This is a genomic window from uncultured Pedobacter sp. (assembly GCF_913776295.1).
In the GTDB taxonomy this organism is placed as follows: Bacteria; Bacteroidota; Bacteroidia; order Sphingobacteriales; family Sphingobacteriaceae; genus Pedobacter.
Map to the genome: position 1 here is coordinate 41,397 of NZ_CAJYOJ010000088.1, position 15,207 is coordinate 56,603.

15 protein-coding genes are annotated in these 15,207 nt (G+C 38.0%); 9 read left to right on the plus strand and 6 right to left on the minus strand.

The genetic code is table 11. From position 1 onward, the window contains the following. Positions 1-47: 47 nt before the first annotated feature. Complete coding sequence (locus QZ738_RS21025; RefSeq protein ID WP_293790463.1) at positions 48-728, minus strand: 2'-5' RNA ligase family protein; 681 nt, start codon at positions 726-728, stop codon at positions 48-50. 175 nt (positions 729-903) lie between these two features. Continuing rightward, positions 904-2,547, minus strand: a complete 1,644-nt coding sequence (locus QZ738_RS21030; RefSeq protein WP_293790465.1) for a glycine--tRNA ligase — start codon at positions 2,545-2,547, stop codon at positions 904-906. Positions 2,548-3,224: 677 nt separating this feature from the next. On the opposite strand from QZ738_RS21030, the gene QZ738_RS21035 reads away from it, so the two are divergent. The 9 genes from QZ738_RS21035 (at position 3,225) to QZ738_RS21075 (ending at position 11,461) form a co-directional block, all read left to right on the plus strand. Further along, complete coding sequence (locus tag QZ738_RS21035; RefSeq protein ID WP_293790468.1) at positions 3,225-4,145, plus strand: glycerophosphodiester phosphodiesterase family protein; 921 nt, start codon at positions 3,225-3,227, stop codon at positions 4,143-4,145. 147 nt (positions 4,146-4,292) lie between these two features. Continuing rightward, a complete protein-coding gene (locus tag QZ738_RS21040) occupies positions 4,293-5,000 on the plus strand; it encodes an ATP-binding cassette domain-containing protein (protein WP_293790471.1) in 708 nt (235 codons plus the stop codon). Positions 5,001-5,004: 4 nt separating this feature from the next. Further along, the gene (locus QZ738_RS21045) at positions 5,005-5,541 is read left to right on the plus strand and encodes a hypothetical protein (RefSeq protein ID WP_293790474.1); all 537 of its coding nucleotides are present in this window, start codon (positions 5,005-5,007) and stop codon (positions 5,539-5,541) included. A 78-nt stretch (positions 5,542-5,619) separates the two neighbouring features. Continuing rightward, positions 5,620-6,345 carry a gliding motility-associated ABC transporter permease subunit GldF gene (gene gldF / locus QZ738_RS21050; RefSeq protein WP_293790477.1) on the plus strand — a complete coding sequence of 242 codons (726 nt, stop codon included), beginning with the start codon at positions 5,620-5,622 and terminating at the stop codon, positions 6,343-6,345. Continuing rightward, a complete protein-coding gene (gldG, locus tag QZ738_RS21055) occupies positions 6,345-8,030 on the plus strand; it encodes a gliding motility-associated ABC transporter substrate-binding protein GldG (RefSeq protein WP_293790480.1) in 1,686 nt (561 codons plus the stop codon). The genes gldF and gldG overlap by 1 nt, the downstream gene beginning before the upstream one ends. Before the next feature lie 33 nt (positions 8,031-8,063). Beyond that, the gene (gene dnaN / locus QZ738_RS21060) at positions 8,064-9,188 is read left to right on the plus strand and encodes a DNA polymerase III subunit beta (protein ID WP_025143176.1); all 1,125 of its coding nucleotides are present in this window, start codon (positions 8,064-8,066) and stop codon (positions 9,186-9,188) included. Between the two features lie 84 nt (positions 9,189-9,272). Then, complete coding sequence (locus QZ738_RS21065; protein WP_293790485.1) at positions 9,273-9,950, plus strand: DUF4397 domain-containing protein; 678 nt, start codon at positions 9,273-9,275, stop codon at positions 9,948-9,950. A 56-nt stretch (positions 9,951-10,006) separates the two neighbouring features. Further along, the gene (locus tag QZ738_RS21070) at positions 10,007-10,708 is read left to right on the plus strand and encodes a DUF4397 domain-containing protein (protein WP_293790488.1); all 702 of its coding nucleotides are present in this window, start codon (positions 10,007-10,009) and stop codon (positions 10,706-10,708) included. 66 nt (positions 10,709-10,774) lie between these two features. Beyond that, positions 10,775-11,461 (plus strand): DedA family protein, encoded by a 687-nt coding sequence (locus QZ738_RS21075; RefSeq protein ID WP_293790491.1) that lies wholly within the window; start codon positions 10,775-10,777, stop codon positions 11,459-11,461. Here QZ738_RS21075 and QZ738_RS21080 read toward each other — a convergent pair whose 3' ends face one another. The 4 genes from QZ738_RS21080 to QZ738_RS21095 all read right to left on the minus strand — a co-directional run bounded on the left by QZ738_RS21080 (position 11,462) and on the right by QZ738_RS21095 (position 15,205). Continuing rightward, the gene (locus tag QZ738_RS21080; protein ID WP_293790494.1) at positions 11,462-12,418 is read right to left on the minus strand and encodes a zinc dependent phospholipase C family protein; all 957 of its coding nucleotides are present in this window, start codon (positions 12,416-12,418) and stop codon (positions 11,462-11,464) included. It lies immediately after the preceding gene. A 270-nt stretch (positions 12,419-12,688) separates the two neighbouring features. Further along, positions 12,689-13,249, minus strand: coding sequence for a hypothetical protein (locus QZ738_RS21085; protein WP_293790497.1), 561 nt, complete (start codon positions 13,247-13,249; stop codon positions 12,689-12,691). A gap of 320 nt (positions 13,250-13,569) precedes the next feature. Further along, positions 13,570-14,079: an STM3941 family protein gene (locus tag QZ738_RS21090; protein WP_293790500.1), complete on the minus strand. Its 510-nt coding sequence runs from the start codon at positions 14,077-14,079 to the stop codon at positions 13,570-13,572. A 94-nt stretch (positions 14,080-14,173) separates the two neighbouring features. Further along, positions 14,174-15,205, minus strand: coding sequence for an Atu2307/SP_0267 family LLM class monooxygenase (locus QZ738_RS21095; RefSeq protein WP_293790503.1), 1,032 nt, complete (start codon positions 15,203-15,205; stop codon positions 14,174-14,176). Positions 15,206-15,207: the final 2 nt, after the last annotated feature.

Consider the following 15,207-nt stretch of genomic DNA (forward strand, 5'->3'; position numbering starts at 1 on the left):
TGTTAAGTTGTTTTTGGGTTAATAGTGCCGCGAAGATATGGAATTTATTAATCGAGCGAAAAGATATGCAATTTCTTTACGTATTGTTCTCGCTGGTACCAGTCGTTATATACCAGTTCGATATTTTCTACATCAAAAGTGCCAAAATCATAATCCCTGTATTTGTGGACCAGGTTAATCAAAGCCTCTCTGTTCTCTAATTCCGCCCGGAAGCGGATTATGGTAGAATGTGCAGTTTGAATGGCATATCGCTTATCAATACTTTGTTGCAGATTGGTATTTTTAAATACAGCTCTCAGGTCGTTTCTGATTTCATTCAAAGTATCGGTTAAAAATCCCTGAATGAGTATACACGAAGGAGAGGCTGTTAGTCCTTTAAACAGGATTTTGAAACTTTTGTGTCTGACTAAAACCTGCTGTATCAGTTCTATATAATCCTTAACATTGATATTATCTAAATTAAAGCCATCATAGCAGGAAATAATCGACATTAAAGTGATATGAATATCCGTATTTTGATAATAATACTGATTGGGTTCAATGGCTTTAGCCTTACTTAAAAATTGTTGAATGTTATGATTAATAGCAGCATCTGGCCTGATCACCAAAGTAACTCCAAAACGCTGATCAGTGGCCGAATCAATTAAATGATCAATTTCATATTGGTCCTGAGCTATTTTGGCTACCGCTTCGGTATATAGTTTATTGTAGTGTTCAGCTAAATCCATTTTTATTATACAAAAAAAGTCGCAGGGGTAAACCTGCGACTGAATAAAATGATCGTCATCTCAACCGAAGCATCGCGGAGTGCAGAGATCTATCCCAATGCAGATCTGGCTTCGCGGCGTACTTACTTGGTTCTCGGCTTTGTAGAATTCGGCTTTGTGTGACGAATTAATACTTTTAAGCCAACAATGCTTTCCAACTGGTAGCCTTGCCAATAATACCAGTTAAATCGGCAATGGCCACACGTTCCTGCTCCATGCTATCGCGGTGGCGAATGGTAACCGTATTGTCTTCTAAACTCTGATGGTCAACCGTGATACAGAACGGCGTACCTACAGCATCCTGACGGCGGTAACGTTTACCAATCGCATCTTTCTCTTCATAAATACAGTTGAAATCGAATTTCAGCTCATTCATAATTTCACGGGCTTTTTCCGGTAAACCATCTTTTTTGGTTAGCGGGAAAATAGCCACTTTATATGGTGCCAAAGCGGGGTGTAAACGCAATAAAGTTCGGCTGTCTTGCTTATCTTCAGTGCTTAAATTCTGCTCTTCAAATGCATTGATCATGGTTAACAAAAACATCCGGTCTAAACCGATAGAAGTTTCGATAACGTAAGGGACATAATTGCCGTAAGGTTTACCTTCCTCATTCAAATCGTTATCAAAATACTGCATTTTTTTGCCGGAATATTCCTGGTGTTGTGTTAAATCGAAATCGGTACGGCTATGGATTCCTTCCACTTCTTTAAACCCGAATGGGAATTCGAATTCAATATCGGTAGCGGCATTGGCATAGTGCGCCAGTTTAACGTGGTCGTGGTAACGGTATTTGTCTGGGTTTGTGCCTAAAGCCTTATGCCATTTCAACCGTGCTTCTTTCCAGTATTCGAACCATTTTTTGTCTTCACCCGGGCGAACAAAAAACTGCATCTCCATCTGCTCAAACTCACGCATACGCATAATAAACTGGCGGGCAATTACCTCATTTCTGAAAGCTTTACCAATCTGTGCAATACCGAAAGGAATTTTCATCCTGCCAGATTTTTGAACATTTAAAAAGTTAACAAAAATACCCTGAGCGGTTTCCGGACGAAGATAAACCTCATCACTACCTTCGGCCATGGCACCAAATTGTGTGCTAAACATCAGGTTAAACTGACGGACGTCAGTCCAGTTTGAAGTTTTTGAAATCGGGCAGATTACTTTGTAATTTACGATTAAATCTTTAAGCTGTGCTAAGTTTTCAGATTTAAGAGCAAGGTTCATTTCTACTTCAAGCGCCAAACCCTTTCTTACAAATTTCCAGCTGGCCTCGTCAACAAATGGATATTTTGTATTATCTAAAATCGTTTCCTCATCTTTAAAACCAGGGATCCAGGCCGCTTGTCCTTCGTCGCTTAAACTCAATATCTCCTGTTGAAACTCCTTAAATTTGGCTTTGTTTTCAGTACTGAAACTGGCTAATTCCGAATATAGTTCATCAATTTTATTTTCCAGTAACTGATCGGCACGGTAACGTTTTTGCGAATCTTTATTGTCAATCATCGGGTCGTTAAAGCCATCTACGTGTCCGCTGGCTTTCCAAACTTTAGGATGCATAAAAATTGCAGCATCAATTCCTACAATGTTTTCATGCATTTGCACCATGGCTTTCCACCAATAGGTTTTAATGTTGTTTTTTAATTCGGCACCCAATTGGCCATAATCGTAAACAGCGCTTAAGCCATCATATATTTCGCTGCTCTGGAACACAAAACCGTATTCTTTAGCGTGTGATATTACATTTTTAAATTGTTCGTCGTTATTCTTTTGAGCCATAATGCAGCAAAGATAATAAAAAGGCGGAGGGTTTAAAGGTATAAGGTTGAAGGTTTTTGATCAACGCAAAGGCAATGCTATCTTTATGTTGGTTTAATAACTATCAGAATTCTTTCAGCATCTTTTCAAAGAATCGAATGCTTGGCCAATCAGCTTATATTTTCTTAAATTACTTATATGGTTTAAAGGTTTAGGAAAGCAAGGTCAGTGCTAATCGGCTTCTGGTTTCCTGCTTTCCGCTTTACTTCGTTACACTCGTGCCCGCTGCAATCAGGTTTAGATGGCCAAAAATTAGCAACTATTAATGTTTTGAATCCGTTTAGCTTTATAGGCGCCTAAAGATTTATTCATTATCTATGATAGAAAGGTATCGGATGCTTGGCCAATCAGCTTATATTTTCTTAAATTACTTATATGGTTTAAAGGTTTAGGAAAGCAAGGTCAGTCCTGATCGGTTTCAAACTCCCTGCTTTACGCTTTACTTCGTTAAACTCTTGCCTGCTGCAATCAGGAGATTTAGATGGCCAGAAAGTAGCTATATCAATGGTTCAAATCATTAGCTCAGTAAGTATTTAAAAGGCCTGCTGGCGCCGTTAATCAATTTCGGCAATGAATTACCAAACATTAAACATTCTATTTTAACGTTTGCATCTTCCATTTTTTCCTACTTTTGAATCATGAAATTCCATCATTTGTTATTCCTGGTTTTTGTTATCGTGTTTAACTCATGCAAACCAAAAGAGAAAAAACATCACTATATTAAATTTAACAACCTTACAGAGTTGTATCAATTCTTAAAATGGACACCGGAGAACCGTTTTCCACTCATCAGTGCGCATCGAGGAGGCCCCATGCCCGGCTATCCGGAAAACTGTATCGAAACATTCGATCATGCCACTACTTATAATCCGGTTGTCATCGAATTCGATGTTGCTTATAGTAAAGATTCGGTCATGGTGATTATGCACGATGACCGGCTCGACCGTACCTCCACAGGAGAAGGACCGATTGGCGATTATACGTATGAGGAGCTCAAAGCCTTTAACCTGAAAGATGATGAAGGCAAGGAAACAAAGTTTAAAATTCCAACTCTGGATAGTGTATTGAACTGGAGTAAAGGCAAGGTGCTATTGACCATTGATTTGAAGAAGGGCGTTTCTTATCCAAAAGTGATCGAAAAAGTAAGGCAGTATAAAGCAGAAAGCAACTCCATTATCATTACCTATACGGCAGATCAGGCAAAAGAGGTACATCAGTTGGCGCCGGAATTAATGATTTCTGCATCTGTTCAGAAAAAAGCAGAATTGAAACGCTTAAATAGTATGGGCATTCCGAATAACCGCATTGTAGCCTTTGTAGGCGTTTCGGCCCCAAGTAAAGAATTATATCAATACCTGCACAATAAAGGTATTACCACTATTTTAGGCACGATGGGGAATATTGATAAAAGCGCCATAGCCAGTCCGGCAAAAAATGTTTATTATCATATGGTTAATAACGGTGCAGATATATTATCTGGCGATAATTTACCACAGGCAGCAGAGGAGCTGGATAAATTCAGGTACAATAAAAAAATAAGTTCAGTGCATATTAATTAACATGTTTGTCATTGCGAAACACGAAGCAATCTTAAAGCGTTTGCAGTAGACTATAGTCGCAGGAGTTCCTCGCGCCACGCAACGACCCTGATCCTAAACGTTACCTTTGCGAAAGGCTTTGTATTCTTTGCGGTTAAACATATAGATATGAGTATTTCAGTAAAAAATCTTTCTAAACATTACGATAAGCAAAAAGCAGTGGATGCCATTAGTTTTGAAGCTAAACCGGGTCGCATCCTTGGTTTTTTGGGACCGAACGGCGCGGGCAAATCCACTACCATGCGTATGCTTACCGGCTATCTGATACCTACCTCAGGTGAAGCTGAAATAGCAAGTAAAAGTATTCTTTCTGACGCCATTGAAGCAAAGAAGCATATTGGTTATCTTCCCGAGAATACCCCCCTTTATGCTGATATGTATGTGAAGGAATTTTTAAGTTTTGTAGGGCAAACCTATCAGATTGTCAATTTACCTGCGCGGATTGATGAAGTGGTGAAAATGGTGGGTTTAACTCCAGAGCAGCATAAAAAGATCGGTATGTTATCTAAAGGCTATCGCCAAAGGGTAGGTTTGGCGCAGGCGATCATCCATAATCCAGAGGTTTTGATATTAGATGAACCTACTGCTGGACTTGATCCGAACCAACTGGTCGATATCAGGCAGCTCATCAAAACATTGGGCGTGGCTAAAACGGTTGTTATTTCTACCCACATTATGCAGGAGGTTGAAGCTATTTGTGATGATATCATTATTATTAACCGAGGTAAAATTGTAGCAAACGATTCGCTGGAAGGGCTCAAAAAAGTGTATCAGCATCAATCATTAGAAGATATTTTCAGAAAACTTACCGCTTAAATTCATGCGTAGCATCAAAATTGTTCTTATCGCTTTTTTACTTTCAAGTCCTGCAGTTTTAAAAGCTCAGAATAGCGCCAGTATTGGTATTGCGTCAGAAATAGGTTTACCATCAGGCAATTTCTCCAGCCTGTCGGGAATCGGCCTGGGCGCTTCAGTAAAGGCAGATCTTCCGGTTGCAGGAAATTTCGCAATCACTTTAAATGCAGGTTTTATGAACTTTTTCGGCAAAAGAAATCAATTGTTTAATGTACAGGATTTAACCTATATGCCGGCAAAAGCCGGGTTGAAATACCAATTGGGCGAAAGCTTTTATGCCGAAGGTCAATTGGGAACCGCTATACCTTTTAATAAGCAACAAAAAACCTTGTTCGTTTGGTCGCCGGGTATTGGAAACCAGTTTAAATTATATGGCGGAAATAAACTCGATCTTGGAATCAGATATGAAGGCTGGACAGGTAAAAACAATATCATCAGCATTAATAAATCCAATACCAAAGGATTTGTTGGGATTAGGTTTGCCTATGTTTTTGGCTTTTAATTTTTAAGTAGCGCTGTAATGCTAAGCCGGGTAAAGCAAAGAAAAAATATTTCTTAACTTCGGCATTTAAATTTAACTATGTACGCAGTTTTTAAACGCGAGTTACTCAGTTTCTTAAGTTCGATGGTGGCTTATATTACCATTGGTATTTTTCTGTTGGTTTCCGGCCTCTTACTTTGGTTTTTTCCTGATACCTCTATTCTTGATTACGGTTATGCAGAACTCGATGGCTTTTTCAGTTTAGTACCCTATCTTTTTATGTTCCTTATTCCAGCCATTACGATGCGCGCTTTTGCTGAAGAAAGGAGAGAAGGCACTTTCGAACTTTTAATTACCCGGCCCATACAAATCTGGCAGATCGTTATGGCAAAGTATTTAGCGAGTTTGGTTCTGGTCTTATTTGCCCTGATCCCAACCATAATTTATTATTATAGTATTTCGAAACTGGGGTTTCCGGAAGGAAATATCGATTCAGGATCAGTTATTGGCTCCTATATCGGATTGTTTTTATTGGGTGCTGCCTTTACCTCTATGGGTATTTTCTCATCAGCATTGACTAAAAACCAGATAATTGCTTTTGTAATTAGTGCTGCCTTGTGTGCATTCGCTTTTTTAGGCTTCGATTATAGCAGCCAGATAGCGGCACTTCAAAGTATCGAAAACCCCATTCATAACCTAGGGATCAATCAACATTATATCTCCATCAGCCGTGGAGTGTTAGACACCAGAGATCTGATTTATTTTATGTCGTTTTCCGTGTTATTTTTATTGCTCACCAACTTAATCATAGGAGGGAAACGATAATGAAACTGAAGCATAAATGGATTAATTTCTTCATCTTAATCGCATCGCTGGTTGTTTTAAACGTTTTAGGTCAGTATGCTTTTTATCGTTTTGATTTTACAGCCGATAAACGTTTTACACTGAGCGACAAAACAAAAAACTTGCTACAGCAAAATAAAAAACCGGTAATAATCACCGTATTCTTAGCTGGCGAATTGCCGCCAGCGTTTAAACGCCTGCAAGCTGCAGTGTCTGATATTTTATCTGATTACCAGGCTTATGCTAAAACAGATGTCAAGGTCGTTTTTGTAGATCCTTTGGCCGGACTTAATCAGGCCGATCAGGATACGGTGATCAACAATTTGTATGAAAGAGGCATAGAAGCTACCAATTTAAGCGTTAAAACAGAAAGTGGGTTAACGCAGAAGCTTGTATTCCCGATGGCCATGATGGAAAGCGGAGGCAAGGAGTTCCCCATTAAACTTTTTCAGAATTTAGATACCCGGGGAAATTATGAAGACAATATCAACCGTGCAATTGAAAATCTGGAGTATATATTTACTTTAGGTTTAAAGAAAGTAATTTCGGATGATAGCCCAAGGATCGGTTTCTCGGAGTCAAATGGCGAACTTTCTGATCTGCAATTGGCTGATGCCATACATACCTTATCTAATAGTTATCTGGTTGGCCGTATTGATTTGAACAGTATTGATAAAGCAGGGCTGGATAAATTGAAAATGCTCATCATAGCCAAGCCCAGAAAACCTTTTACTGAAGCCGAAAAATATAAAATCAATTATTTCGTCATGAACGGCGGGCGGGTATTGTGGAGTATTGATCAGGTAAATGCCGAATTGGATAGCCTGCGCAGTAAAAGCGGGCAAATGGCCCTTAACTATAACTTGAATCTTGATGATATGTTATTTATGTATGGCGCAAGGGTTAATTATAATATTATTGCTGATCCCGCAAACAGTGCCGAAATTCCGGTTTCAACAGGAGTTGTAGGCGGACAAAACCAGATGCAGCTGGTCCCCTGGATTTATTACCCGATTTTATTGCCCGATACCGCTGAAAGTGTGGTGAAAAAGCTGGACGGTATAAAATCTGAATTTCCGAGTACAGTAGATACCATTGGAGTTAAGGGTATAAAAAAGTCGTATATTTTAAACACTTCTCCATTCAATAAAGTGTATAGCCTGCCAAAGCTGTTCAGCTTGCAAATGTTAAGCGAACAGCTTGATCCACGTTCTTTTCAAAGTAAACCGCAGCATGTTGGTTTGATGTTGGAAGGTAACTTTCCATCGGTTTTTGCCGGCCGACCCTTACCAGTTGCCATTACGCAGCCCTATACTATGGCAAACACCAGCAAACCGGCTAAAATGATCGTGATAGGTGATGGGGATATTTTTAAAAACCAGGTGTCGGAGCAAAACGGAACGCCCTTTCCATTAGGTTTTGACCGCTACTCGCAGCGTACTTTTGGCAATAAAGCCTTATTGCTCAATATTGTTGATTATTTTACGGATAACGACAACTTAATTGAGCTGCGGAATAAAGAAATAAAAATTAGATTGCTGGATAAAGCTAAAATCAGGCTCGAAAAAACAAAATGGCAATTTATAAATGTGGTGGCGCCCTTGCTATTGTTAATATTCTTTGCGATTTTTCAACATTATTACCGCAAATACAAGTACGCTAAATAATTTTTATATTTTTGAAGAACACTAAATAATATCATGAGATTTATTGTATCCACATCAACGCTGTTAAAACACTTACAAACCGTAAATGGTGCATCAAGCAGCAGTACGGTTTTGCCTATATTAGAAAATTTTCTTTTCGAAATTAAAGATGGAAACTTAACGATCTCTGCTACCGATCTGCAAACCAGCATGACAACCGCTTTAGCGGTAGAATCAAAGGAAGAGGGTAAAGTGGCTGTTCCATCTAAAATTTTACTAGATACGCTTAAAACATTGCCAGATCAACCGATTGCATTTAATATCGATGATAGTACCTTTGCCATTGAAATTAGTGCCGGTGATGGTAAATATAAACTGAGTGGCGAAAATGGCGATGATTTCCCGAAGATCCCTGTAGTAGAAAACGCATCTTCTGTAAATTTACCGGCCTCCGTTTTAACCGAAGCCATTACCAAAACTATTTTTGCGGTAAGCAATGATGAACTACGCCCGGCGATGACAGGTGTGTTTTGTCAATTATCTCCTCAGCACATCACTTTTGTAGCTACCGATGCGCATAAATTGGTAAGATACCGCCGTATGGATAGCAAAGCTGATAAAGCTACCTCATTTATTCTTCCGAAAAAAGCTTTAACACTGTTAAAAGCTGCCTTGCCTTCAACTGATATTAATGTGTCAGTTGATTATAACGCCACCAGCGCTTTCTTCAAGTTCGAAAATATCAACTTAGTGTGTCGTTTAATAGACGAACGTTATCCTGATTATGAGGCAGTTATTCCAACCAATAATCCTAATAAGCTAATTATTGACAGAGGTTTGTTTTTAAATACCCTTCGCAGGGTTGTCATTTTTGCAAACAAGACCACACACCAGGTGAGGTTAAAAATCAGCGGAAGCGAATTAAATATCTCTTCTGAAGATTTGGATTTTGCTAACGAGGCACACGAGCGTTTAAGTTGCCAATATGATGGAGAAGACCTTGAAATAGGCTTTAATGCACGTTTTTTAATTGAAATGTTAAGTAACTTAAGCGGTGATGAAGTTACTTTAGAACTTTCTACACCAAACAGGGCAGGGCTTTTAATTCCACAAACCAATGATGAAAATGAAGATGTTTTGATGTTGGTGATGCCTGTGATGTTAAACAATAGTTATTAACAAAAACTGTTTATTATTTTTAATATAAACGTGGCTTGGTTTTTGACCAAGCCATTTTTGTTTTAAATCAACCAGGATGAATCAATGAAAATCTATAGCCAACGCTCTACATTACTGATTTTGCTCATTGCAGTATTTGGTATAAGTTTATCATCATGTAAAAAAAATAACCCTGATGAGGTAGTAAAGGGACAGGCCAAGTTGAAAGTGGTCAATGCTTCAGCGGCCGATGTACATCAGGATTTTTATCTGGATAATGAAAAACTAACCACTTCGGCTCTGGCTTTTGGCGAAACAAGTGAATATGTTAAAATTCCTTCAGGTAATAGAAGTGTTTCTTATACAGGAACGAATAATAAGGGGACAGATACCTCGTTAAACTTTACACCATCTATCACATACACTGCTTTTTTAGTGACCAATAAAAAAGGTGAACTGGAAATTGCTAATTACGAAGATAATCTGAGCAATACAGAATCGGCCAAGGCAAAGATTAAACTGATTAATCTTACCCCCACTTTTACAACAGGTTTAAATGTGATGGTACAGGACGGTATACAATTTGTTAATGGCCTCGCTTTTAAAGAAGCCTCAAATTATTTTACGGTTGATACAGGTGTAAATTTAAAGTATTCTGTAGTAGGTTCAGGCAGTATCAAAACCATTGATGCCAAAAGTTTGCAGGGAGGTAAAATTTATACCATTTGGTTTAGTGGTGCTACCGCCGCAACTTTGACTGCACATATCATTACCGATAATTAATTTCACTGTTTTTGCGCTTTCTGCTATCTTTACGTTTTATTAGCATTGGTAATTATATGAAAAATACAGTATTGTTTTCCAGGATATTCTTTCTTGTTGCGTGTGCTATTTTAATCAGCTCGTGCATCAAAAACAATAATTTCATTAAAGGAGATGCTAAAATCCGCTTTTTTCAGGTGGCTTCTACCGATACCACCCAAAATTTTTATTTAAACGGAAGGCAGATCGGTGCCTCGGTAGCCTACAATACCAATACAAGTTATGTGGTTATACCTGGCGATTCTGTTGTTAACATCACCAGCAAAAATATTGGCACGGGTATAGATGTTGCTTCCTTGACAGGTCAGAAATTTAAAATCGGTGAGAATTATTCTGTTTTTTATCTTAAGGAAGCCATTGATAAGCCCGCAAAGTTAAAAGTATATCAGGACGATGTGAGGCCAGATCTGGATTCTGCCAAGCTAACACTTTTGAATCTGGGCTATACACTTGGTTCTAAAATTGTGATCACCGATAGTACAAATACAGCTAAACCAACTGAATCTTTACTGGGTTATGGTGAGATGAAAACTTTTAAAGTAAAAGTAAATAAGAACATGAGATATGCTTTTAAATTATCCAGTCCCACTGCAACAAATCCACCACCTGTGGTTACGCGCTTAGATTCGGTGACGATTAATAAGGGTAGGGTTTATCTGATATTGTTTGATGGTGATAAAAAGGGAGAGCTTAAAAATCGGATCATCCCTGCAAACTAATTATTTATTACAATTTAAAGCATATAATTCTTTTACTATGCTTACTTTTGCCCAAAATCAGATAAATTGGAACTACTACAGCAGCTTTTAGATTTTATTCTCCATATTGATGTTCATTTAGCCCAGATTGTTAACGAATATCGCACCTGGACCTACCTTATTTTATTTCTGATCATTTTTGCCGAAACCGGTTTTGTGGTAACTCCGTTCCTTCCCGGCGATTCTTTACTTTTTGCCATGGGTGCTTTAATTGCGGGCGAACATGAAACAGGTTTAAATATTTGGATTATGCTCCTGATATTAATCGTTGCTGCAATTTTAGGAAATACCGTTAATTATAAATTGGGAAGTGTTTTGGGGGCCGGAGTATTCAAAGAGAAAAACAAAATTTTAAAACTTAAATATTACCATCAATCCCACGAATTTTTCGAAAAACATGGTGGTAAAGCCATTATGCTCAGCCGGTTTTTACCGATTTTCAGGACGATAGCCCCTTTTGTTGCCGGGATAGCTAAAATGCCATTCGGCCGTTTCACATATTATAACATCATTGGTGGGGTTACCTGGATTTTTGCCTTATTAATTGGCGGTTATTTACTAGGACAGATTCCGGCAATTAAAAATAATTTTGAAATTGTAATCATCTTTATTGCAGTCGTAACATTTGTTCCTGCCATTTGGGCGGCTATTAGGAGCCGCTTACAACCTAAAAAGGTAGAAAAAATGATTGAAGGAGAGAATCCTAACGAGTAACTAAAGTTCCCTGCCGATCAGTATTCCTTTTTGATATTGATTTTCAGTCTCTTTTTCTGCGCGTTGTTCGTTTGGCAATAATTCGATTTTAATCAGGTTTTGAAGCACTGGTTGTCCGGCATCTACCCAGGCCGAATACCAAAACGAACCTGTGGTTAATATGGCCGCTCGCATCTGTTTTTCGACCATATTGTTCATCTTATCGTGATAGGCCTTTGCATATGCCCTGGAGTATTGTTTAAGCACGGTATGGTTCCGTTCTGAAAAACTGTACTTTTCGCTCGCAGGGAATGATGCATTTAACTCCGCTTCAAAGCTTAAAACCGTATCAACCAAACTATGGGTATGTTTAATTACTTTCCATATTTCCTGCAATGGGTTTTCAATATAATGCGCTTTTCCCACAACAAAATTGTATTGAGTTGAAAACAATTCGGGTAAACGACTCTCCCAAAACGCATGTATACCAACCTGATTGGTAAGCTGACCATTGTGGTTGGCAGTAGTGTGTAAAGGAACATGTGCATCTGCAATGTAATGCCCAAGGTCTGCAGAATATTTCAGGATTTTTAATGAATCGCGCGTTTTAAAGGCTTTCACCAAACCATAGTAGCTTCGTTGTATCTGCCATGGGACAATACCGTCCGTATTCAGCTTTTTTAGTCCGTATTTTGCAAGTGCATCGTCCCATTTTTCTGGAATGCTATCAATATTTTGCTCATAATTTTCTACATCGAGGTAGTGTCTTGGTGCTTCAAGGGTATCTGCATACCTGCGTTTATCAGCATCAACGGCATGCTCGGTAATGTATCTGATATTTTTTTTGTAGAAACCGACCATGTCTCCAGGCAAAGTAAAAACAGCAAGGTTGTTTATCCTTTGATGTGCAAAGAAACCCCAGGAGGTACAAAGAAATATAGGGATGATTAACGCGGCTAAAATCGTTAATCTTTTCATACTCAAATATAAAAAAAAAGGAATGCAATTTGCTTTTTTTACAATAAGGAATATGGAAGTTTCTAAACGAATAAATTGATGAAAATGATACAGCAATGAAGATCTCGATATTTTAACATCTGTGTTTTGAGCTCATGAGCTCAAACTGAGGCATAATTTATGCATCATGATCAGAATAGATAGGCTATATTATTTTTGATAATTTTTATAATATGTTAAACATAAAGATTCTTGCAGAAGCAATGGCTTTCGCAGATTGAACATAAGTACTTATGGATTTCCACGTCTAGCTACATGAATAATGTATCTCCATTCATCGTCTATTAAGGTGTCTTTTGCTGTCGACTTTAGTGGCAAATTTTCCGGAGCATTCCAAACCAGGCTTTCGTAAATATCAGAATTGTTTTTCTCATCAAAACGATGCCCCACAGACATGTCAATCATTCCATTCCTATTTATGCTAAATCCAGTAATCTTACCTTTTTTTATAGCATAAAAAGCACTATCGAGTTTCGGTAAAATAAATTCAGGTACGTTATTGAAGTTAATCTCTTGCTGAATAAAATGGTTTTCCTTCTCATCATCATGTAAAAAGGTGAACTCGTCGATCTCTTCAGAGTGGTTAACTTGAGCCTTCCTAAAATTAATAATGGTATCCAAATGCTCAACTATCAGATTATTTAGTTTTTTGTATGCAGCTAAATCATTAATTACGGCCTGATCAAAATTAGTTTGTTGCATGATTTCAATTTGTTTGGTTTTGCTTTTGCATGAAGCAATTATAGCTACCAGGAAAGTAAGGGTTACGATTAGCGCGCTTTCAATTTTCATATGGGAGGGTTAATTCTAGATCTGTACCTAATGATTAATTATATGTAAAAATATCAATTTAAGTTAATAAACAAAAGTAGATGAGAGATATTAAGGTTCTTGATCAGGGCGCACCAGCTATATTTATGTATGATGATTTAGTTCATTTGTTAATCAGATGTACAACTCAAAAGTACTTTCTGTATTTATTTCACAGAATGGATTAGTTCCCATCCTTGATAGGGAGGGGCGGTAGTGATTACTTGTTTTTTAATCGCTTTACAAACCAGCTCATTATATTTGGATTTAATCACGTAAAGTAAATTTACGTACGCTGATTTTTAAGAAGAATGCAGTTTACGCTTCTGCAAAATTGCCAGTAGATCGGCCTTTCTAATGTTGAGCATGTCAATATCTATCCATAATAAATATGGTTTTGAACTAAACACATCATTAAGGTAGGCAATTAAAGAAGCACAATTTTTAAGTGTTGTGGTTTTGTACTGACCAGGGTTATCGACCTTTATTAAAATTGAATCGGTTCGGTACAGCCCTGTTTGGAAACCTGTAATTTCATTCCATGGAATGCTCACAGTTTTTGCTATCGTAAAGTTTATTAATCCTTCCTTACTCAACTTTAAAGCTACCTCTCCCGTTATCGACTTTTTTAATTGTAAAATTCGTTCTGCAAGAATAATTAATATGAAAATAATCCTTATCACGCATATTATTTTAATCGGCAGATAGGAGTGAAAGAGAAAAAATATTAAAAGCGCCAAACCCAAAATACATAAAACGATACTGAAAATGATATTACTTTTTTTAAATCTGATTTCAATAACATCGTTCATCTTAATCTGCTAAGTTTGGTGCTAAATAGATCGAATTTAAGGGTTAAATTGCATCAACATAGGAGTAGAATATTCTTCGGCAAAAGAAATAATCTTATTTATTTAGCGCTTTTTTTACATCCGGAGCAATTTTCGTCCCAAAAATCTCTATAGACTTCATCATTGCAGCATGGGAGGGGCCACCAACATCCATATGAGCAGAAAAGCGTGTCAACCCGAAGGTTTCTTGCATGGCCAAAATTTTATCTATCGATTCGTTCGCGTCGCCGATAATTAAAGCCCCACTACTGCTTCTGCCACCATCAAACTGATTGCGTTGGTAAGGTGCCCAACCACGCGATCGGCCAATGCGGTTCATCTGAGCCGAATAAAGGGGGTAATAATAATCTGCAATATCTTGGCTGTTTTCACCGAATAATGAATGCATATGAACACCTACTTCAAACTTACTCTTGTCATGTCCATAAGCTTCATAAACACGCTTATAATAATCAAATAGTGGCTTAAATTGTATGGGCTGACCGCCAATAATGGCAAACATCACGGGTAATCCCAATCTGCCGGCACGTTCTACCGATTCTGGTGTTCCGCCAACGGCTACCCAAATTTTTAAATTATCATTTACTGCTCTTGGCAAAACTTCCTGGTTGTTCAGTTCCGGCCTGAATTTACCTTTCCAGCTGAGTTTAGGTTCCTTATTTATTTTAAGAAGTAGTTCCAGTTTTTCCTCATATAGTTCATCATAGTCTTGAAGGTTATAACCGAACAGAGGAAAAGATTCGATAAAACTTCCGCGACCAGCCATTAACTCGGCTCTTCCATTCGAAATCAAATCAATGGTTGCAAAATTTTGATATAGTTTAACAGGGTCAGATGAACTTAAAACCGAAACAGCACTGCTCAATTTGATGTTTTTGGTTACTGTGGCAGCAGCGGCGAGTATAATTTCAGGACTTGATACGGCATAATCAGGACGATGATGCTCGCCAATGCCGTAGAAATCTAGACCAACCTCATCCATTAGTTTTATTTCTGCTATAATCTCCTGAAGTCTTTGTTGTGCGGGTTGAATTTCTCCTTTTGCATTAATCTGCAAATCGCCAAACATACCGATACCTAATTCCATAT

Excerpts from the sequence above, each read along its gene's own strand:
- dnaN (WP_025143176.1), top strand. The coding sequence starts at position 8,064 with ATGAGATTTATTGTATCCACATCAACGCTGTTAAAACACTTACAAACC.
- gldF (WP_293790477.1), top strand. The coding sequence starts at position 5,620 with ATGTACGCAGTTTTTAAACGCGAGTTACTCAGTTTCTTAAGTTCGATG.
- QZ738_RS21040 (WP_293790471.1), top strand. The coding sequence starts at position 4,293 with ATGAGTATTTCAGTAAAAAATCTTTCTAAACATTACGATAAGCAAAAA.
- QZ738_RS21080 (WP_293790494.1), bottom strand. The coding sequence starts at position 12,418 with ATGAAAAGATTAACGATTTTAGCCGCGTTAATCATCCCTATATTTCTT.
- gldG (WP_293790480.1), top strand. The coding sequence starts at position 6,345 with ATGAAACTGAAGCATAAATGGATTAATTTCTTCATCTTAATCGCATCG.
- QZ738_RS21095 (WP_293790503.1), bottom strand. The coding sequence starts at position 15,205 with ATGGAATTAGGTATCGGTATGTTTGGCGATTTGCAGATTAATGCAAAA.
- QZ738_RS21070 (WP_293790488.1), top strand. The coding sequence starts at position 10,007 with ATGAAAAATACAGTATTGTTTTCCAGGATATTCTTTCTTGTTGCGTGT.
- QZ738_RS21025 (WP_293790463.1), bottom strand. The coding sequence starts at position 728 with ATGGATTTAGCTGAACACTACAATAAACTATATACCGAAGCGGTAGCC.
- QZ738_RS21065 (WP_293790485.1), top strand. The coding sequence starts at position 9,273 with ATGAAAATCTATAGCCAACGCTCTACATTACTGATTTTGCTCATTGCA.
- QZ738_RS21090 (WP_293790500.1), bottom strand. The coding sequence starts at position 14,079 with ATGAACGATGTTATTGAAATCAGATTTAAAAAAAGTAATATCATTTTC.
- QZ738_RS21030 (WP_293790465.1), bottom strand. The coding sequence starts at position 2,547 with ATGGCTCAAAAGAATAACGACGAACAATTTAAAAATGTAATATCACAC.
- QZ738_RS21085 (WP_293790497.1), bottom strand. The coding sequence starts at position 13,249 with ATGAAAATTGAAAGCGCGCTAATCGTAACCCTTACTTTCCTGGTAGCT.
- QZ738_RS21045 (WP_293790474.1), top strand. The coding sequence starts at position 5,005 with ATGCGTAGCATCAAAATTGTTCTTATCGCTTTTTTACTTTCAAGTCCT.
- QZ738_RS21035 (WP_293790468.1), top strand. The coding sequence starts at position 3,225 with ATGAAATTCCATCATTTGTTATTCCTGGTTTTTGTTATCGTGTTTAAC.